This is a genomic window from Chitinimonas sp. JJ19 (genome assembly GCF_036961565.1).
Taxonomy (GTDB): Bacteria; Pseudomonadota; Gammaproteobacteria; order Burkholderiales; family Chitinimonadaceae; genus Chitinimonas.
The window spans coordinates 270,949-289,698 of sequence record NZ_JBAMDD010000003.1 but is presented as its reverse complement, the minus strand read 5'-3'; the positions used below and the strand labels follow the sequence as shown (position 1 = coordinate 289,698).

At 60.1% G+C, this 18,750-nt stretch carries 15 protein-coding genes; 1 reads left to right on the top strand and 14 read right to left on the bottom strand.

Translation table 11 applies throughout. The features are described from left to right. Positions 1-11: 11 nt before the first annotated feature. The 14 genes from V7714_RS05730 to V7714_RS05665 all read right to left on the bottom strand — a co-directional run bounded on the left by V7714_RS05730 (position 12) and on the right by V7714_RS05665 (position 15,767). On the bottom strand, positions 12-554 hold the full coding sequence (locus tag V7714_RS05730; RefSeq protein WP_335708854.1) for a GNAT family N-acetyltransferase: 543 nt from the start codon (positions 552-554) through the stop codon (positions 12-14). Continuing rightward, entirely contained in the window at positions 554-1,858 is a 1,305-nt protein-coding gene (locus V7714_RS05725) for a DegT/DnrJ/EryC1/StrS family aminotransferase (RefSeq protein WP_335708853.1), read from the bottom strand. The genes V7714_RS05730 and V7714_RS05725 overlap by 1 nt, the downstream gene beginning before the upstream one ends. A 70-nt stretch (positions 1,859-1,928) precedes the next feature. Next, a complete protein-coding gene (locus V7714_RS05720) occupies positions 1,929-2,996 on the bottom strand; it encodes a hypothetical protein (protein WP_335708852.1) in 1,068 nt (355 codons plus the stop codon). Further along, entirely contained in the window at positions 2,989-3,981 is a 993-nt protein-coding gene (locus V7714_RS05715) for a Gfo/Idh/MocA family protein (RefSeq protein ID WP_335708851.1), read from the bottom strand. Before V7714_RS05715 ends, V7714_RS05720 begins: the two co-directional genes overlap by 8 nt. Continuing rightward, positions 3,978-5,030, bottom strand: a complete 1,053-nt coding sequence (gene pseI, locus V7714_RS05710) for a pseudaminic acid synthase (RefSeq protein ID WP_335708850.1) — start codon at positions 5,028-5,030, stop codon at positions 3,978-3,980. The genes V7714_RS05715 and pseI overlap by 4 nt, the downstream gene beginning before the upstream one ends. 85 nt (positions 5,031-5,115) lie before the next feature. Further along, on the bottom strand, positions 5,116-6,627 hold the full coding sequence (pseG, locus tag V7714_RS05705; RefSeq protein WP_335708849.1) for a UDP-2,4-diacetamido-2,4,6-trideoxy-beta-L-altropyranose hydrolase: 1,512 nt from the start codon (positions 6,625-6,627) through the stop codon (positions 5,116-5,118). Further along, positions 6,624-7,334 (bottom strand): pseudaminic acid cytidylyltransferase, encoded by a 711-nt coding sequence (pseF, locus tag V7714_RS05700; protein WP_335708848.1) that lies wholly within the window; start codon positions 7,332-7,334, stop codon positions 6,624-6,626. Before pseF ends, pseG begins: the two co-directional genes overlap by 4 nt. A gap of 63 nt (positions 7,335-7,397) precedes the next feature. Next, a complete protein-coding gene (locus V7714_RS05695) occupies positions 7,398-8,015 on the bottom strand; it encodes a pseudaminic acid biosynthesis-associated methylase (RefSeq protein ID WP_335708847.1) in 618 nt (205 codons plus the stop codon). 55 nt (positions 8,016-8,070) lie between these two features. Next, the gene (locus tag V7714_RS05690; protein WP_335708846.1) at positions 8,071-8,955 is read right to left on the bottom strand and encodes a TylF/MycF/NovP-related O-methyltransferase; all 885 of its coding nucleotides are present in this window, start codon (positions 8,953-8,955) and stop codon (positions 8,071-8,073) included. 36 nt (positions 8,956-8,991) lie between these two features. Next, positions 8,992-10,152, bottom strand: a complete 1,161-nt coding sequence (pseC, locus tag V7714_RS05685) for a UDP-4-amino-4,6-dideoxy-N-acetyl-beta-L-altrosamine transaminase (RefSeq protein WP_335708845.1) — start codon at positions 10,150-10,152, stop codon at positions 8,992-8,994. Between the two features lie 4 nt (positions 10,153-10,156). Then, positions 10,157-11,152 carry a UDP-N-acetylglucosamine 4,6-dehydratase (inverting) gene (pseB, locus tag V7714_RS05680; protein ID WP_335708844.1) on the bottom strand — a complete coding sequence of 332 codons (996 nt, stop codon included), beginning with the start codon at positions 11,150-11,152 and terminating at the stop codon, positions 10,157-10,159. Between the two features lie 81 nt (positions 11,153-11,233). After that, positions 11,234-13,753 (bottom strand): tetratricopeptide repeat protein, encoded by a 2,520-nt coding sequence (locus V7714_RS05675; protein WP_335708843.1) that lies wholly within the window; start codon positions 13,751-13,753, stop codon positions 11,234-11,236. A gap of 66 nt (positions 13,754-13,819) precedes the next feature. Beyond that, entirely contained in the window at positions 13,820-14,581 is a 762-nt protein-coding gene (locus V7714_RS05670; protein WP_335708842.1) for a tetratricopeptide repeat protein, read from the bottom strand. 175 nt (positions 14,582-14,756) lie between these two features. Next, positions 14,757-15,767 carry a hypothetical protein gene (locus V7714_RS05665; RefSeq protein WP_335708841.1) on the bottom strand — a complete coding sequence of 337 codons (1,011 nt, stop codon included), beginning with the start codon at positions 15,765-15,767 and terminating at the stop codon, positions 14,757-14,759. Between the two features lie 502 nt (positions 15,768-16,269). Between V7714_RS05665 and V7714_RS05660 the strand changes: the two genes are divergently transcribed. Beyond that, complete coding sequence (locus V7714_RS05660; protein ID WP_335708840.1) at positions 16,270-18,627, top strand: tetratricopeptide repeat protein; 2,358 nt, start codon at positions 16,270-16,272, stop codon at positions 18,625-18,627. The last annotated feature ends 123 nt before the right edge of the window (positions 18,628-18,750 follow it).

Sequence of the window (18,750 nt, the reverse complement as noted above, 5' to 3'; positions counted from 1 at the left end):
TCACTGCTCCATCAGGTGCGCACAAACTCGTCACGCAGCAGGCCAAATTCCACCACATCCAGCCAGGCGCCACGCTTGTAGACAGCCTGGCGCCGTAGGCCTTCCTGCTGCATGCCCAGCTTGCGGGCAAGCGCCAGCATGGCTTGGTTGTCGGCAAAGGTGCCGCAATGAATGCGATGCAGGTTGAGGTTGTCAAAGCCATGGGCCACGATCAGTCTGGCAGCCTCCAGGCCATAACCCTGGCCCCAGGCCGTGCGATCACCCAGCAACACGGCAAACTCGGCACTGCGGTTGCCTGCATGCAGGGCTTGCAGGCTGATATTGCCGATATGACGGCCATCGTCACGTACCACCATGGCCAAGGTCAGCGCATCGCGGGTTTGCCGGCTACGGGCGATGAAATCACGCGCCATTTCACGGCTGTAGGGCCAGACGCCATGGCTATTGCCGGCGCAGACCAGGGGGTCGTTCAGCCAGCCAGGGTAAGGGCCGTCCGCATCGGCGTCGCACAAGGCGCGCAAATCCAGCCGACTGCCTTGTAACAGCGATGCCATCACGCCCCCTCTTCCTTGAGGCTGTCTAGTTGTCCGAACACCTTGCGGAAGGCCGCTATCAGCTGTGCCAGATCGCCATCCGTCCATCCGGCATGTACCAGGTCACCGGTCAGCAGTTCACTGATATGCATCCGTTCCGTTACCGGGCAGAGCACCTCGTGATAGTCAGGCAAGCGTCCCTCTGCCCTGGCCAGCGAGAATGGAAAACCCTCAGGCCCCATGGCGATGCCTTTGCGGTACATAGGCTGCCAGTAGATAGGTTTGACGTAACCCTCGCCAATTGGAAAACCTTCGGCCCGCATGGCCGCGGCAACACGGGCGCGCGGCACGCCGGTTGCGGCAGCCGCATAGTGCATGGGGAACACATACCAGCCGTGTGCGATGCCCGTCTCCACGCGCGGCATGGTCAGCCCAGGCAGGTCTGCCAGTTCGCGTATCAGGGTGGCGGCATTGTCCTGTCTGCGCTTGAGCAACTGCGGCAGCTTCTTGAGCTGCTCGGCCGCAATGGCGGCCTCGATCTCGGTCATGCGGTAATTGAAACCGATCAGGTTGACCAGGTCCTCGGGCGCGATATCAGGCGACTTCTGCTGTACCACCACCTCGGCATGATTGCGTATCAGTTGCAGCCGCTCTGCCAGCCTGGCGTCCTGGGTGGTCACCACACCGCCTTCGCCGCTATGGATGGTCTTGTGATAGTTGAGGCTGAAGACAGTCATGTCTGCCTCACCACCTGCCAGCCTGCCATTACGGCTGGCGCCTGGCCCTTGGGCATTGTCCTCAATCACGGTAATGCCTAGCGGCTTTGCCAGCGCCTTGATGGCGGCGATATCGGCAGGGTAGCCGAACAGGTCGACCACGATGATGGCGCGGGTACGGGGTGTGATGAGCGGCCGGATGGTCTCGGGCGTCAGGCAGAAGGTCTGCGGATCGATATCGGCAAATACCGGTATGCCACCATACACCACGGCCGCCACGGCGGAGGCGCTCATGGTGTAGGCCGACACGATAACCTCGTCACCAGGCCCGACACCTGCGGCACCAACAGCGGCAAACAGGCCTGAAGTCGCAGAGTTGAGACTGACGGCGTACTTGACCTGGAAATACTGCTCCCAGGCGCGCTCCAGCGCCTGCACCCTTGGCCCGCCAAAGAAATCAGGCGACCAAGTTCCCAGGAACTGCGACAGCACGCCGCTATCGAGCACCGCGTTGACGGCGCTGCGCTCTTCATCGCCCAAGGTGCGATAGGTGGGGGGCGCCTCATGGCGCACCGGCTCGCCACCCAGCAACGCGAGTCTGTTTTGCATGTACCTGCCCTGTCTTTGGCTATTTGTTGAGTAGGCTCGGACGACGCCCCCGGCATACCCTTATGGCTACCTACACTCGCACAAGCAATTCCAGTACCAGCTTACCCAGACGCTCGGTAGCCTGTCCATCCGGCAACGGCGCCAAGGAGGGGGGCAGCGTGTCCAGCCAGCCAGCCAACTGCGTGGCAAAGCCAGCACGGCTGCTTACCGCCGTACTCCAGCCCTGCCGGTTGGCGGGCAGCACATCCGTCCCCATCAGGCCAGGTTGATAGCTCAATACCGGCTTGCCCAGCAGGCAGGCCTCCTGCAGCAACATGGAATTCATGCCCAGCACGCCATCGGCGGCCAGCACCCAATCCCGCCCATTGTCACCTTCGGCCAGTTTGGCCCAGGCATGGGGCGCAAGGCGCGAGCGCCAGTCAGGCACGCACTCACGCGGGTGGGGTCTAACCCAAACCTGTGTGGGCCTTATCAGTGTCGGTATCGCAGCCACCAGGTCCGCCCAGACATCGGCTTCGCAGTAACCGACGGCCCGGCGTGCCGCAGCCTCGCTACCGTAGAGCGCCGCCAGTGGCTGTGAGACAAACAAAAGCGCCCGGGATTGTCCTGTCTGCTGATCATCACGCAGGGCTTGTCGCCTAGCAGGGGTAAACGCCTGCAGCAACGCCGGCAAGGCATCCAGCGCGGGTTGGCCGGTGATGTGTATCTGGGGCGCCCCCAAGGTGCGAAGCTCAGTGGCACTTCCCGCATCCATCACGGCGAGGTGGTCTGGCCAGCTCCAGTCCTGGCCAGATTGGAAGCGCAGCGGGTAGTTGGACCAGAAATCCAGCAGGGCCAGGCTGGTCAACCCATCGACTCGGGCTTGCTGCCACAGCAACCGCTCCAGATCCACACCATTGGCCGAGGTTGCCGTCAGCAAGAGAGCGGCCCTATGCCGGGCCAGCCAGGCTGCCGCATCGAAACCGTGCTCGGGCAGCGGCTCCACCTGCCAGCCCAATGCTGCCCACAAGGCGGGTGCCTGCCTATACCCCGCAGCATGAATGCGGCACCCCTGCTGTCTCAGCCACGCCAATGCCGGCGCCAGGGCATTGGCACCGCCCGGGTCACCGGCTACCGCCAAAATCAGGGGTTCAAGCAAGCCTCACCTCGACACCGCCCTGCTGCAGGCTGGCGATAGCAGCCTCCGCCAGCCGCAAGGCGGCCAAACCGTCGCCGCCTTGGCAGAGTACAGGTCGGCCTTGCTGTACCGCCTCGACCAGGTCGGTAACGGCATGCAGCAGCACATCCTTCAGCAGATCATCCTGCCGCCCTTGCGGCAAGAGTTGCCGGTAACCGGGGTAATCTGGGCTCTCGCCAGCACGCCAGGACTCGAATACCTGGCCAGACTCGCTAAATCGCAGCCTGGCCTGGTCGGTAAATACTTCCAGCTCAAAACTGGCATAGTCGTGATGCGACAAGGCCTGCAACCACCCTGTAGCACCGCAGGCAAACCCAAGCTGCACCGAGGGGCTGGGGTCCTGCTCATAGGCCGGCATACCGCAATCCACGGCACGAACCGTCACAATCTCGCCGGCCAGCAGCCGTGCCCAATCCAGCCAGTGGCTGCCATTGTGGGTAATACCCTTGGTGTAATGCCCCTGCAATGACAAAACCCTGCCACATTCGCCACCGCGCAGGCGTGCGGCAATATGCTGCAGGCGGTGGGAATAGCGCCGGCTGTAGTTCACCGCCAGCTGCACGCCTCGCTCACTAGCCAATGCAAGCAGCGCAGCCGCTTCGTCCGCTGTAAGCGCCAGGGGTTTTTCCACCAGCACGCCACGCACGCTGGCGCATTGCAGTACGTCACGCAATACTGCGGCATGGGTCGCATCCGGGCTGGCGATACTGACCAGTGCAGGCTGGCACTGCTGCAGCATGGATACATGGTCGGCATAGGCAGGCACACCATAGGCCTGCGCCGCTTGCTCGCGAGCCGCTTCCACAGGGTCCGCCACGGCAAGCAGGCTTACGCCAGGGTGCTTGGCGTAAGCCGCCGCGTGATTAGCCACACCCACGCGGGCCGAGAGGCCGACAAAACCGGTTCCAATACGCCCACAGCCTATCACGGCAGCCGACAGGATCATGCCAAGCAGTCCCAGCTCAAAGGCGTGCCGCGCGGCAAATCACGCCCCGCACGGCGCCCCAGTACGACCTCCAGGTGTTTGGGCGGCAAGCCCAGGCCTGGGCGTATGGCACGGACATTGTCGGCGCTGAATATCTCGCCAGCAGCGATATCCGCAACCACATACAAGGAGCGGCGATACACCAGCGACTTCTGCTCGGCACTGGTAGCACCATACTGGACTTGACCCATGGCCTGCCAGGCACGCTCGGTTTCGACCACCAGCGAAGCCAGTTCTGCAGGCTCCAGCGAGAAGGTCGCATCCACCCCGCCATCCGCACGGCGCAAGGTAAAATGCTTCTCCACCACCACCGCCCCCAAGGCCACCGCCGCCACCGCCGCACCTACTCCCATGGTGTGATCAGACAGCCCCACCTCACAGCCAAACAGCTCGCGCAAATGAGGAATAGTACGCAGGTGGGTATTCTGCGGTGTCGCAGGATAGGTGCTAGTGCATTTGAGCAGTACCAGGTCACGACACCCCGCCGCCCTCGCCTCGCGCACGCTCTCGTCCAGCTCTGCCACATTGGCCATGCCGGTGGAGATGATCATGGGCTTGCCAGTGGCAGCTACCTTGCGTATCAGCGGTATGTCGGTGTTCTCGAAACTGGCTACCTTGTAGGCAGGCACATCCAGCGTCTCCAGAAAGTCCACCGCTGTCTCATCGAAAGGGGTGGAGAACGCCAGCATGCCCAATGACTTGGCCCGCTCAAAGATGGGCTGATGCCATTCCCAGGGGGTGTAAGCCTCCTGGTACAGCTTGTAGAGCGAAGTCCCGGCCCACAGGCTATTGGGGTCGCCAATATGGAACTCGCCCTGGTCCAGGTCCAGCGTCATGGTGTCCGGCGTGTAGGTTTGCAGCTTGAGCGCATGGGCGCCCGCCTGCGCCGCCGCCTCCACAATGGCCAGGGCACGCTCCAGCGACTGATTGTGATTGCCGCTCATCTCCGCGATCACAAACGGTGGCGCATTCAGGCCTATCTGGCGTGAACCTATCTTGAATCCGCTCATGGGTATTTGGCTCCCTGCAGGCCCTATGCCTGCTACAAGATTATCAGGCCTGTCCCATTGCGTGCAGGCCAATCGGGCCTGGCTCTCAGCAACTGGCCGGGGCCGTGTCCAGATGCCGTACAAAATGGCAATCCGCCTGCACATAGCCCGCCTGCCGAAACAAGCCCAAGGAGGCCTGATTGTCCGGTCTTACGATAGCGTCGATTGCCTGCAGATCCGGCCAGTATTGCTTGATCTCCTGATCGCCGCGCTGCAGCATGGCACGGGCCCAGCCCAGGCCTTCGCGACCAGCCAGCAGATAGATCGACACCTCGGCCCGCCCTGCCCCAGTATGGTCATAACGCAGCACCCCCACCGGTCCATCGCTGGCTTCGGCCACCAGCAAGCGGCGATCCGGGTTGAGCAGCGAGGCCGACAGCCAGGCCAGGTGCCTGTCCCATGGTATAGGTGCAGTCTGCAAAGACCAGCGCCGCACCGACTCGGCGTTGCGCCCTTCATGCAGCAAACGGGCATCGTCCTGCGTCGCCGGTCGTAGCCTTAGCCCCTGCGCCAGCAAAGCCGCCGCGACCCGCTGCGCGCCCAAGCCATCCACCAGTTGCCCCGATCGCTGCGACAGGCTGTGGCGCAAGCCATGGTTGCCTGCCAGCAGCCGTATGGCCTCGCGCAAACCCGCCACGGTCACCTGCCCGGCCTCGCCCAGATACAGCTGCGCACCGGCGGCCGCCATATGCTCAGCGTTGGCAACCTGGTTAGGCGCAACCGCAATGCACAGGGTTGGCAGGCCCAGGGCAGCGCGCTCCCAACTGGTGCCACCGCCCGCACCGACAAATAGGTCGGCCTGGCGCATCAGGCTGGCAAAGTCGGCCACATGCCGGTGCAAGCGCCAGTGCGGCTTGCCCTCTGCTTTTTCTACCAAACCCGCCCAGGCTGGGTTGGCCGCACCCGCCACGAAATCCACTTCCAGATCGGGCAGTTCTGCCAAGGCATCCATGGCCTTGAAGGTCTCGCCGCCTGCATCCACCCCGCCAAAACTGACCACGACCCGCTTTGCCAGCGGCGCAACCACCATCGCCCCGCCGCGGTACGCCGGCCGTAGCAAGGCATAGCGCGGGCCAAGCAAGGCCCGGGCATGGCTGGGCAGCAAGCGGGTGTAATCGGCATGCGGTGCTGACAGATTCTGGTCCAACAGCAGGTCGGCCGCATGTCTGCGATTTGCCAGATCATCCACCACAGCAATGCGCTGCGTGTACTGCCGGGCTGCCTGCTGCCATTGCGCATCCAGGCCGTAATGATCAACCACCACCCAGTCGAACTGAGCCTGCGCGGGTAACACTGCCCTCAGGGCGTCGATATCAGCCTGCCAATCCAGGGCGGCCTCGATATCCACCTCGGCCGCTTCCCCCGGATAGACCGCCGGCAAAGCATGGGCAACAAAACCCTGGCCCGCGATAAGGCCGAGCGCATTGCCCGGCAAGGCCCTGCAGGCAAAGCTCACTGTCGCACCTGCTGCAGCCAGCACATGGGCCAATGTCAGGCAGCGCATAACATGGCCAGAACCTATAGCCAGCGAAGCATCTGTCCGGAACAGGATATTCACTGTTGTATCTCGCCGCCCGCCAACAGGGCACCATAGAGATACTCCGCCCGCTGCCAATCCTCTGCTGTATCGATATCCTGCACCAGATAGCGCGGCAGTATCACTGGCAAGGAGGCAGGCGAGAAAATCACCTCTCCCCGCAACCAGGCCTCAGCCCTGCCCCAGTAGAACTGGCCGGCATCATGGTAAGCCTCCTCCAGATCCTGCGAGCGGGTGTTACGGAACTCCGGGTAAAGCGCATCGACACAGCCATCCTGGTCCAGCCGAATGGCACGCTGCACCGGAAAAGGAAAACTGGTTACCGAGAAGGCATAGGCCTTGTCGGTGCGGGCGCTCAGCGCGGCATGGCCGGCCCGCAGGTACTGCGCTTGCACGAAGGGCGCCGTGGCATAGATGCAGCAGGCCATTTCAACGGGCTCGCCAGCTGCCTGCAGGGCGGTAATCGCGTGCTGTATCACAGCAATGGTGGTGGTATGGTCATCGGCCAACTCAGCTGGGCGGGTAAAAGGCACCTCTGCCCCCAGGCCAAGGGCTAGCGCCATGATCTCGGCATCGTCCGTGCTGACCACAATACGGTCAAACAAGCCGCACGCCTTTGCGGCAGCGATGGAGTAGGCCAGCATGGGACGCCCATGAAACAGCCTGATGTTCTTGCGTGGTATGCGCTTGCTACCGCCACGGGCGGGAATAATGGCGACCTTGGTCATATCATGGCAGCTATCTTGGGTTGTCCGGCAATTCACCATGCCCCTGCGTAAAGCAAATGGGCGTCAATGTTTCTCCAGCAGAAACCAGGTGCAATCCGTGCCAAGGAAAACCGGATCGCGGCGGTAGCTGAAACCGTAGTCCACCAGCGCCAGGTCCGGATAGCGATCCAGCATCTCGCCAGCGAAGTCCCGTTTGAACAGCTTGCCTTCATGCCCACGGTAGCTGATCTCGACCGGCGAGGGATTGTAGTACTCCACCAGCAGGATGTAGCGCCGGCTCGCTTCATACAGCTTGCCATAGGCAATAGGCAACAGCTCCGGCGCCAGATGTATCAATACCCCCTTGATCAGCGCAAGGTCCGATTGTTTGCTTACCGGGTAGTCAAACAAGGAGCCATGCCATACATCGGCAATACCCAGCTGGCTGACCTCGGCATGCGCCTTGGCATTCAGTTCCACGCCCGACAACTGGCAGTGTGGCAGCAGTTGCCTCAAGGCTTGCAGGTTCAAGCCACGGTTGGTGCCAAACTCGATCAGGCTCTCCACCTTGCCGGTACGCCCCAGCACCTTGGCAAACAAGGCCAGGTTGCTGGCCAATAGCGCCGGTCCGTGATTGCGCTCGACATAGTCATCGCCGAAATCACCTTGCCAGAAGGCTTCCTGTTCACTGGGTGTACGCATTGCTGCCTGCCTAAGTAGATGAATACCAAAAAACACCAATGCCTTTACCGTCCGCCTAGCTGGCCGCCTTGCGCCAGTAAGCCGAGAACTCGTCGATCGGCATTAGCTCGTCAACTATCCCATGCGCCTGCCGGTAGTCGTCCACCGCCTCCTTGCAGCCCGGGAACGACAAGTAGTCATCCACGATGACAAAGCCGCCAGGGCTAAGCTTGTGATACAGATGCTGCAGGCCGTCCATGGTCGACTCATACAGGTCGCCATCCAGCCGCAGCAGGGCCAGCTTCTCGATAGGCGCAATGGGTAGGGTATCCTTGAACCACCCCTTGAGAAACTGTACCTGCTCGTCCAGCAGCTCATATCGGGCAAACAGGTCCTTCACCGCATCGATGCCTATAGCCAAGTAAGGGTACTGCCCCTTACTGAAATCCAGCCCCTTGTCCTGCGCCAGGCTGGCCTTGGGCAGGCCGTCAAAGGAATCCGCCACCCAAACCTTGCGGTCATCCATGCCATGCGCCGCCAGAAAGCCCCGCATGAACAGGGTGGCGCCACCCTTCCACACGCCGGTTTCTATCAGGTCGCCAGCAATCCCGTCCAGGCGTATCCGATCCAGGCACTGGTGCAGATTGTCCATGCGCTTGCGGCCTATCATCGAATGGGCGACAAACGAGAAATTGCGAAACTCGGTAATCTCTTCCTGGCCGGCAGCGGTCATTCGCATGGCAGGTAGCACCCCGCCGGTTTCCTTGTTGCTGGTCACTGCAGCGAAATACTGGGTCTCCTCTATCGCCAGGAAATCCTTGATCAACTGGCCTATCGCTGGGCGATCCGGAAAAAACAGCAACTGATACGCCAGCATCACGATCCGTGCTTCATTCTCGATATAGAGATCGTTCAGCAGGCTTTTCTTCAGCAGGGACAAATAGCGTTCGCTTGGGTGCATCGACTATCCTATGTTTGCCTACTCTATGTTTGTCTACTATCCCGCCAAGGCTGTAATGGCTTGGCGCAGTGCTGCCACAACCTGATCCTGCTCGCCATCCTGCAAGGCGGCATACATGGGCAGGCTGATGGCCTCGGCGTAGTACTGCTCCGCTTCAGGGTAATCACCCTGCTTGAACCCCAGCGCCTGGTAATAAGGCTGGGTATGTACCGGGATGTAGTGCAGGTTCACGCCGATACCGGCCGCGCGCAAGGCATCAAATACCTTGCGATGGTCCAGCCCACCCTGCACCCTGACCACATACAGGTGCCAGGCCGACTCCGCCTCTGCTTGCCGATGTGGCAATTGCAGCGGCAGATCGGCAAGCAGCGCATCATAGCGGGCTGCCAAGGCACGGCGGCGCGCCAAAAACACCGCCAGTCGCTGCCATTGCGAATAACCCAAAGCCGCCTGGATATCAGTCATCCGAAAGTTGTAGCCCAGCTCCAGTTGCTGGTAATACCAGGGGCCATCGCTCTCGCCCTGCATCAATGCGGTGTCGCGGGTAATGCCGTGGCTGCGCAGGCGCGCCAGGCGCTCGGCCAGGTCATCGCGATTGGTCAGTATCAAGCCCCCCTCGCCAGTCGTAATGATCTTGACCGGGTGAAAGCTGAATATGGTCATGTCGGCGTAATCGCCACAACCCACCGGCCTGCCCCTATAGCTGGCCCCGACTGCGTGAGATGCATCCTCAATGACATAAAAACCATATTGGCGAGACAGCTCGCGTATGCGTGCCATATCGCAACTCTGCCCGGAGAACGCAACAGGCACCACAATCTTGGGCAAACGACCTGCCAGCGCTGCGGCCTCCAGCTTGCGGGCCAATTGCTGCGGACACATATTCCAGGTGCGCGGATCAATATCGACAAAATCGACGTCAGCGCCGCAATAACGCCCGCAATTGGCGCTGGCCACAAAGGTATTGGGCGTGGTCCACAGCAATTCGCCCGGCCCCAGGTCCAGCGCCATGCAGGCAATATGCAGCGCCGCCGTGGCATTACAGACAGCCACGGCATGCCTGGCCTCGCAATGCTCGGCAATTGCACGTTCAAACCGGGCAATGGCAGGCCCTTGTGTCAACCAATCCGACTGCAAGGTGGTCACAACGGCATCAATATCGGCCTGGTCTATCTGCTGGCGACCGTAAGGAATCATGGCATCAGGGCTGCTGGTTGAGCGCAGCCGTTTCGGCTACCGAGAGGAAGTGCGGATTGGTGTCCGAGCGGTACTCGAAGTCTTCATCCACCGGCTTGCCCCGTTCGCCCAGGCCATCGACCGCAAAGTCGATATCTACATTGGTAAAGCGTGCGGATGGCTGAATCACGAAATGATCCTCAAACTCCAGGGTCATGCGGGCGTCATCGAGCGGCACCATCAGCTCATGCAGTTTTTCGCCTGGGCGTATGCCGACGATCTGATGGGGCAAATGCGGGGCCATTGCCTCTGCCAGGTCGGTAATCCGTATGGAGGGAATCTTGGGTACGAACAGCTCCCCGCCCCGCATGCGGGCAAAGTTCTTCAGCACGAAATCCACACCATGGTCCAGGGTAATCCAGAACCGTGTCATGCGAGCATCGGTAATCGGCAGCGCGGTGGCACCATCGTCGATCAGTTTCTGAAAGAACGGCACGACAGAGCCACGCGAGCCCACCACGTTGCCATAACGCACCACGGCGAACCGGGTAGCCTGACCGCCGGCTATATTGTTGGCCGCCACAAACAGCTTGTCGCTCAGCAGCTTGGTGGCGCCATACAGATTGATGGGGCTGGCCGCTTTGTCGGTAGACAGCGCAATCACCTTCCGCACGCCGTTTTCCAGCGCCGCCTTGATCACATTCTCGGCACCGCTCACATTGGTGCGTATGCATTCCGTGGGGTTGTACTCTGCCGCAGGAACCTGCTTGAGCGCAGCGGCATGCACGACAAAGTCTATGCCCCGCATCGCTTGCGTCAGCCGCTCCCCATCGCGTACATCGCCCAGAAAATAACGCATGCAGGGCGCATTGAAGGTCTGCTGCATTTCGTACTGCTTGAGCTCGTCCCTCGAAAAAACCACCACGCGACGCGGCGTATATTGCTTGAGCAGGTTGGTGATAAAGCGGCGGCCAAACGAGCCGGTACCGCCGGTGATCAGAATGCTTTTATCATTGAACATGATCTTCCCCGCCCATCAGAAACACAGAACCCCTTCAAGGGCCTCTGTCTTGGATTATCAATCAGGCCACACAGGCAAGAATCAAGCCAGAGCAGGCGCAGAGGCCTGCTCTTTCTGCGTTTCGCACCATGCCAACCAAGCCGTCCGCAAACCGTCTTCCAGGTCACGCGTTACCTGCTCGGCATTCATCAGTGGCGAATCCTGCATGTTCTGCCGCAATGCCCCCCGTATCCCGGCCAAGCGCTGATAACCGGCTGGGTTGTCAAAGGCCACAGCGATATCCACATACTCCTCCGGCGTCTGGGCAATGAACTGCTCCAGGCCCACGCTGGTATTCATGCTGACCCCCATGCGCTGTATGGGTTTGCGGCCTGCCAGCGTCAAAACCGGCACCCCCATCCAGAGATCGTGCGCAGTCGTGGTACCGCCGTTGTAGGGGAATGGATCCAGGGCAATATCTATCTGCTGGTGAAAGGCATAAAACTGATCCAGCGGCTTGCGGCCAAACAGCTTGAGCTGCGCCATGGGGAAACCGCATGCCTCGAAAGTCTCGTTCACCGTGTCATTGAGGTTGGATTCATCGTCCTTGCCGCCGGTAAACATATGCAGCACCGCCGTCGGCATGCGCTTGAACATCCGGGCCCACAGCGTGATCACCTCATTGTTGATCTTGCCAAAGGCATTGAACGAAGCAAAGGAGAGGTGGCCGTTACGCAGAGCAGGCAGCTCGCCGACTTCCAGGCCTTGTGCCTCATCCGCAGGCCGGTAACACCAGCCGGAACTGGGCAAGCGCAGTAACTTCTCGGCATGCAGCGACTCCGTCATGCCTACCGGGTCCATGCGCGCATCGGTAATCCGATAGTCGATCGCTGCTATACCGGTGGTTGTCGGCATACCTATCCAGGTCATCTGTATCGGCGCCGCCTTTCGCGCGAACAGATACAGCCGGTGATGTGCGGTATGGTTGGAGAGGTCGATCAGAATATCGATCTCATCGAGTCGCAGCAGCTCCAGCACCGCCTCATCCGACAGATCATGGATAAAGCGCCAATGGTCCGAGTACTTCATCAGCCGCAGCGTAACCGTATCGGTATAGGCATGGGTCGAATAGCAATAGATATCGAGCTTGTCCTTGTCATGCTGCTGCAAGATAGGCTCAAGAAAGAACGCTACCGAGTGACCACGCAGGTCCCCCGAGACGAAACCCACCTTCAAACGACGATCCGGCAGCACTTCATTGGGCCACACCACATCTTTGCGCAGCAAATGACGGGCAAACAACCTGTCCCAATCCTTGTAAGCATCGGCCAGGCGCTCAGGCGTAAGCTCGGGGTCATAGTTCATGCAGAACAACATGCCCGACGCAGCATCGGGGTGGCGCGGCTGTTCCTCCAGTACCGTCCGGTACACTGCCATCGCCTTGGCAATCTGCCCCATCTTGAGCAGCAGGCTGGCACGCGTCAGCAGTGTTTCATGTGCGCCTTCGGCAATACTTTCCAGCTTTTCCATAAACACCAGCGCTTCATCGAAACACTGACGCTCCTGCAGTAGATTGATCAGCTGCAGGTAGGGAGAGCCCCAATCCGGCTTGGCCTTAATCGCTTTGCGGAGCAGGGCCTCCGCTTCTTCACCCAGGTTCTGGCGGTTCTTGAGATTGGCCAGGCGGGCCAGTGCCTCAGAATGGTCAGGCTTGATCTCCAGGCAACGCTCGTATTCCTGCTGCGCCTTTTCATCCTGTTTGCGGAACTCATATACCCCGCCGAGGTAGCAATGCGGGTCAGCTGAGTCTGGTGCCAGCTGAGCCGCACGCATGTAGTAAACGGCAGCCTGATCCATCCAACCCAGCCGCTCATACGACAGCCCGAAATTGACAGCCACCTCTACATCATTGGGGAAATACACATACAACTTGCGAAAGTACTCAATGGCCATGCCGTGCATACCGGCCAGCTGGCAGGTTGCCGCCAGGTTGTAGAGCACTCCCCGGTCCTTGGGCGCCTGCTCCAGTATCAGGTCCAGCGTATTCTTGGCTTCCGCCAGATTGCCCAGCCGTATCAGGCAGGCCGCAATATTGTTCTTGATGTCCAATGAATCAGGCGTCGCCTCACCTGCCACCCGGTAGTGCTGAAGCGCGCTTTCATACTCATGCAGCTCATACTTACAGTCGGCCAGGTAGAGATGTGCTGGGATCAAATCCGGGCTTTGCGCCAAGGCTTTCTCCAGCGGTGGCACGGCATCCTCTGAGTCCCCCTTGAGCACCAATACCTGCCCCAGATTGAAGTTGGTGCGCAGATCATCGGGTGCCAGGGCGATGGCGCGCTCGAGTAATTGCTTGGCCCTATCCAGATCATGCTGCTGCAGGCAAACCTGCGCACGGGCATTCAATGCCCGTAAGTGATCCGGCTGCGCCTCCAGCACCCAATCCAGCACCCTGCCCGACTCTTCGGCACGTTCCAGCAAAAACAGGCTGACGCCAGCATAGAATGCTGCCGGGACATCCTGCTGCTGCGCCAATAGGCGAGCCTCTGCCAAAGCCAGCGCCTGTTCATGCTCACCCTGTTCCAGGCAGGCTTCTATTGCTTGATCACTTGCTAGTGTCATCGTTCCGCGTCTCGGGATAGTGTGGGCATGTTGAATGGGATAACACCGTGCGCGGCAGGCCCGCCGCTAGCGCCCCAGAGGCTGGGCCAGCGTGGGGTCGAGCTTGATGGCTTCATCCATGAAGGTACTGGACTCCGCGCCTCTATCCAGCGCTTGCAGCAACAAGCCCAGGTTGGCGTGCGCCAGGGCAAAGTCAGGCTTGAGCGACAAGGACTGTCGGTAGCAACGCTCGGCGGCCACCGCGTCTTCCATGGCCTGGTAGGCCAAACCCAGATTCAGGAAGGCGCTTGCGTCTTCCGGCAAGCGTGCCGCTGCGAGCTTGAGTGCAGCCAAGGCCGGTTCTGCTTGCCCCATGGCCAACAGCAGGCTGCCCAGCGCAAACGGGGCATCACCACGCGACTCATCCAGCATGCCAGCCCGGCGGAAATGCCTGCGGGCCTCATCCAGACGGCCGAGCTCACGGCAAGCCACACCGGCCTGAAAATAGCTATCGGCCACATCGGGCTGCAAGCTGATCAGCAGCTCATATTGCTCCAGTGATTCAGCCCACTGCCCCAGCGCGGCATAGGCATACCCCTTGGCCTGCATCAAAGGTATCGTCAGCTCAGGCTGTTGTGCCACCCGACCAAGGTAATCCAGGCTATCGCCATGGCGGCCATCCGCCTGTGCTACCAAGGCACGCAGATACCAATTGCCGCCATGCTCGGGATATCGGTTTGCGAGTTTCTCACACAGATTTTCAGCATCTTGCAGCTTGTTTTCACGCAGGCACTGCCAAGCCCATTCAGTAGCTTGGTCCGGGGTAAGGTAGAGCGGATCTTCTTTCATATGGCCGATACGTGATTGAGTTTGAAAGGGACCAACAATAAGGACGGCTAAGGCGTAGCGCCCAGCGGAACGGCACCGGACACCAATGAGCATAGCAAGGACAAGCGCCTGCGCGAAGATCGCCCAGGCGAAAAAAAACCACCGTCGAAACGGTGGTTTTCCTCGAAGCCCAGAATTACCACAGCTTCAGCATGCCAGCGCCAACGCTGCCCAGCACACCCGCGTTGTACTTCTCGCGGGCCACCTTGACATTGATACAGCTGTTCAAGGCCACAGCCGAAGTCGCGCCAAAGGCGACCGAGCCGGCCAGTTGGCTGGCGGCGTTGACAGCCGACGGCAGGCCGTTGGTACCAAAAGCAGCGGTCGCCGTACCCGACAGTACGGTGGCGTTGTTGGTCGAACCTGCGCCGACTGCCGAACCGTTGAAGTAGAACAAAGTACCAACGGTATTGCTGATAGTCGGGTAGGTTGCGGTCACATTGGTGGCCGTTTGCTGGAACATCCCGCCCGCAATAGGCACCAAGGACAGGGTTACCGTACCACTGGTGGAGTTCGCGCCGCTTGCGCGGGCGATGGCGGTAACAAAACCCACCGCATCGGTATTGGCGGAGGCAGCCGTCAGGCCCACAGCACCCGTGGTGGTAAACGCCCAGTTCTTCGGGCGATTAGCCGTTACGGCGTAAGTCATCTGATCAGCGATATCGACATTCGCATTGAACGTCACATCACAGGTCACCGCCGTCGAGCCCGAACCGGAAACCGACGAATAGGAGAACGGTAGCGCAGCCACCGGCAGGCTGGTAGCACCCGTCGTCAGGAAGACACCTGCCGTATTGCGGCCATTGGTGAACTTGGAATACGCGCTGGCTGCCGGTTCGTTGGCACCTGCTGCACCGATGGTCAGGGCTATGCTACGACCCGAGGATGCGGCCAGCGTTGAGCTGCTGACGATATAGGTCCAGGTATTGGGCGCCGTCCCAGTGCCCTGGAGCATTTCAAGCAAAAGCACGCTGGAGGTGGTTTCGTCACCATTCGGCATCAGCGATGCGAAATAGATGCCACCAGTAGTCAAGGGCTTGTAGTACACCTGCCCCTGACCAAAGCTCGGGTAATCAGCAGCTTGTGCGGTAAGACCCGCAGCAAGCAAGCCGACCCCTAGTGAGGTCTTGATAAGCTTGTGTTGCATGATTGAAGCTCCTTTGCGCAAAGGGTTGATGGTGCGAATCGATAGTAGGACGGGCACAAGGCAAATTCAAGTATCAGTATTTACTGAAGTACAACCAAGCCCTTGAATCCACAGCCACCCCACGTACAAGACCACCGCACATGTTATCGACGCGCATTTTTAGAACTTTAGCTCTACATACTGTGAAAATTACCAACAACCCATCACTGACCGGCCCTTTCTCTATAGCAGTATCCGCGCCAGTTTGAGACGCAATTTCCCAACGCATTCAGGGATATATTCCCGCCCCCTGCCATGCCAAATGGTCGAGGGGCTCAGCTACGCCCCACACCGCAAAGCCATCCACGCTACCAGACCGCACTGCTGGCCCTTCTTTGCCAAGAGTATCGACAAGCCCCCGCAGCTATGCCTACCATGAGTCGCCTACCTTGCGTCAGCCATGGCCTTGGCGGCACAACTCTTGCACTTGTTCCCTGCGCCATTTATCTCTTCCTCCCCTGCCATGACTAGCGAACAGACACAGAGCACTCAAGAAGAAGCCAGCAAGGAAGCACCTGCCGACAAGGTCATGCGTGCCAGCAAACTCAGCGAGCAAGGCAAGCATGCAGAGGCCCTGGCCCTGCTGGAGCCCATGCTGGAGGGCAATCCCGATTTCATTCCCCTGATCAATGCCTATGGCGTGATATTGGCCCAGTCAGGCGATCTGGATGGTGCGAGAAAGCAGCTGGAACGCGCGGTGGAGCTGGAGCCCAAGATGGTTCAAGGGCTGGTCAATCTCGGCAATGTGGAAAAAATTGCCGGCCGGTTCAGCGAGGCGGCAAAGTGCTACCGCAAGGCCATAGAACTCAATCCTGCCAACCCCGATGGTCATTACAACCTGGCGGTCGTTCAGGCGGAGCTGGGCCAGGACGATGCTGCTGCCGAAAGCCTGCGGCTGGCACTGCTGTTCCGCCCCACACATGCCGAGGCCCACAACAACCTCGGCCATCTCCATATGCGCCGCAACGAGCTGGACAAAGCGGCATTTCATCTACGCCAGGCCCAGGTATGGATGCCCAGCCTGTATCAGGCACGCAACAACCTGATCTCCGTCCTGTATCAGTTAGGCGAATATACCGAGGCCGAAATGCTGGTCAGCGATCAGTTGGCCATCAACCCCGATAACACCACCATACTGCGTGCCCATGCCGTGGGCCTCAGCTATATGGGCAGACACAAAGAGGCGCATGCCACGCTGGAACGCGTGCTTGAACTGGAACCAGATGCCAGTGATGTGCTGGGCAATCTGGGCACCATCAAACAGTTCCTGGGGGACTACGCCGGCGCCATAGACTGCATACAGCAGGCCATGCGCCTGCGCGGCACCAACCTGGCAGCCTGCTATGCCAATCTCGGCTCCGTGTTCAGCGCCAAGGGGGACGTCCGCGGCGCAGCCGAACATTTCCGCCATGCCCTGATGCTGGCACCGGGCGAATGGCCGTTACTGTCCAACCTGGCAGTTGCCCAAGTGCGTGCCGGCGATGTGGCGCTGGGTCTGCAAAGCCTGCGCCAGGCCATCGTACTGGCGCCCGACAAGCCGGAACTGCAAAGCAATCTGATCTTCTCGCTGCATTACGATCACACCTGTAGCGCCGACACGCGCTACGCCGAGGCACGCCTCTGGAACGAGCGCTTCGCCCTGCCGCTGAAGGACAAACAACAAGCGCTGCCGCATGCCACCGACCCCAACCGCAAGCTCAGGCTGGGCTTTGTGTCCGCCGACTTCCGCGACCATGCAGTCGCCAAGCTACTGGAGCCCGTACTGCGCGAGCTGGACAAAGACCAGTTCGAGATTGTTTGCTATGCCGCCAACAACCAGGAAGACGAAGTCACCGCCAGGTTGCGGGCGCACGCCACCCATTGGCGCAATATTGTGCCCCTGATACCCGAAGTCCTGGCAGACCGCATCCGCCAGGATGCCATTGATATTCTGTTCGATCTTTCGGTGCACACGCAGGGGAACCGCCTCAAGGTGTTTGCATTGAAACCAGCGCCGATACAGATAAGCTGGCTGGGTTTCTTTGCCACCACAGGGCTGGATGCCATGGACTGGCGCATCAGCGATGCACAGATGGACCCTGTCGGCCAGACCGAAAAATTGCACAGCGAGAAACTGCTACGCCTGCCCAGTGCTTTCTGCTTCCAGCCGCCCAGCAGCGCCAGCGCCATAGCACCACTGCCGTTCTTACAGAACGGTCACCTCACTTTCGGCGCCTTTACCCACTTCTCCCGTGCCAACAGCACAGTGCTCGACACCTGGTCCGAGATGCTGCTGGACGATTTCCCCGATGCCAAGCTGTTGGTCTACAGCGGCGAATCGGACGATAACACTGCGGCCATCGACCGCATCTATCGTTTGTTTGCCCTGCGCGAAGTCCCGCGCGAACGGCTGACAGTATTCGGCAAGAAGCCACTGCCGGAATTCCTTGAACTACTCAAGCAGGTAGATATCGCGCTCGACACCTTTCCCTATCCTGGTGGTGTTACCAGCTTGCTGACATTGTGGATGGGCCTGCCCGTCCTGACCCTGGCCGGCCCCAGCTCATTCGAGCGTGCCGGCGCGAGCATACTGAGTGCACTGGATCTACCCGACTGGATAGCAACCGACACGGCCGACTATCGCCGCCGTGCACGACAGCTTGCAGGCGACACCGCCACCCTGGCCGCCACCAGGATGGGCATGCGTGATCGCTTTGCCCGCTCCACCCTGGGCGATGCCAAGGCATTTACCCAGGACTTTGAAACAGCCTTGCGCAATATCTGGCGAGCGCACGTTGCACAGCATGCCGGAACCGACCAGAGCAGCACCCACTCCGCGTAAAGGAAACTGCTGGACACCTCGCTTTCGTCCCGACACGGCGCTGCGCGCGAAAAATTTCTTCTCACCTATACCTTCATAGGCTGCGCCGAAATTTCTCACTCGCATCCGGTCTCGATCAGGAGT

Bases quoted from the DNA above. Each gene is read 5' to 3' on its own strand.
- V7714_RS05730 (WP_335708854.1), bottom strand. From the start codon at position 554: ATGGCATCGCTGTTACAAGGCAGTCGGCTGGATTTGCGCGCCTTGTGC.
- V7714_RS05725 (WP_335708853.1), bottom strand. From the start codon at position 1,858: ATGCAAAACAGACTCGCGTTGCTGGGTGGCGAGCCGGTGCGCCATGAG.
- V7714_RS05715 (WP_335708851.1), bottom strand. From the start codon at position 3,981: ATGATCCTGTCGGCTGCCGTGATAGGCTGTGGGCGTATTGGAACCGGT.
- pseI (WP_335708850.1), bottom strand. From the start codon at position 5,030: ATGAGCGGATTCAAGATAGGTTCACGCCAGATAGGCCTGAATGCGCCA.
- pseF (WP_335708848.1), bottom strand. From the start codon at position 7,334: ATGACCAAGGTCGCCATTATTCCCGCCCGTGGCGGTAGCAAGCGCATA.
- V7714_RS05695 (WP_335708847.1), bottom strand. From the start codon at position 8,015: ATGCGTACACCCAGTGAACAGGAAGCCTTCTGGCAAGGTGATTTCGGC.
- V7714_RS05690 (WP_335708846.1), bottom strand. From the start codon at position 8,955: ATGCACCCAAGCGAACGCTATTTGTCCCTGCTGAAGAAAAGCCTGCTG.
- pseC (WP_335708845.1), bottom strand. From the start codon at position 10,152: ATGATTCCTTACGGTCGCCAGCAGATAGACCAGGCCGATATTGATGCC.
- pseB (WP_335708844.1), bottom strand. From the start codon at position 11,152: ATGTTCAATGATAAAAGCATTCTGATCACCGGCGGTACCGGCTCGTTT.
- V7714_RS05675 (WP_335708843.1), bottom strand. From the start codon at position 13,753: ATGACACTAGCAAGTGATCAAGCAATAGAAGCCTGCCTGGAACAGGGT.
- V7714_RS05670 (WP_335708842.1), bottom strand. From the start codon at position 14,581: ATGAAAGAAGATCCGCTCTACCTTACCCCGGACCAAGCTACTGAATGG.
- V7714_RS05665 (WP_335708841.1), bottom strand. From the start codon at position 15,767: ATGCAACACAAGCTTATCAAGACCTCACTAGGGGTCGGCTTGCTTGCT.
- V7714_RS05660 (WP_335708840.1), top strand. From the start codon at position 16,270: ATGACTAGCGAACAGACACAGAGCACTCAAGAAGAAGCCAGCAAGGAA.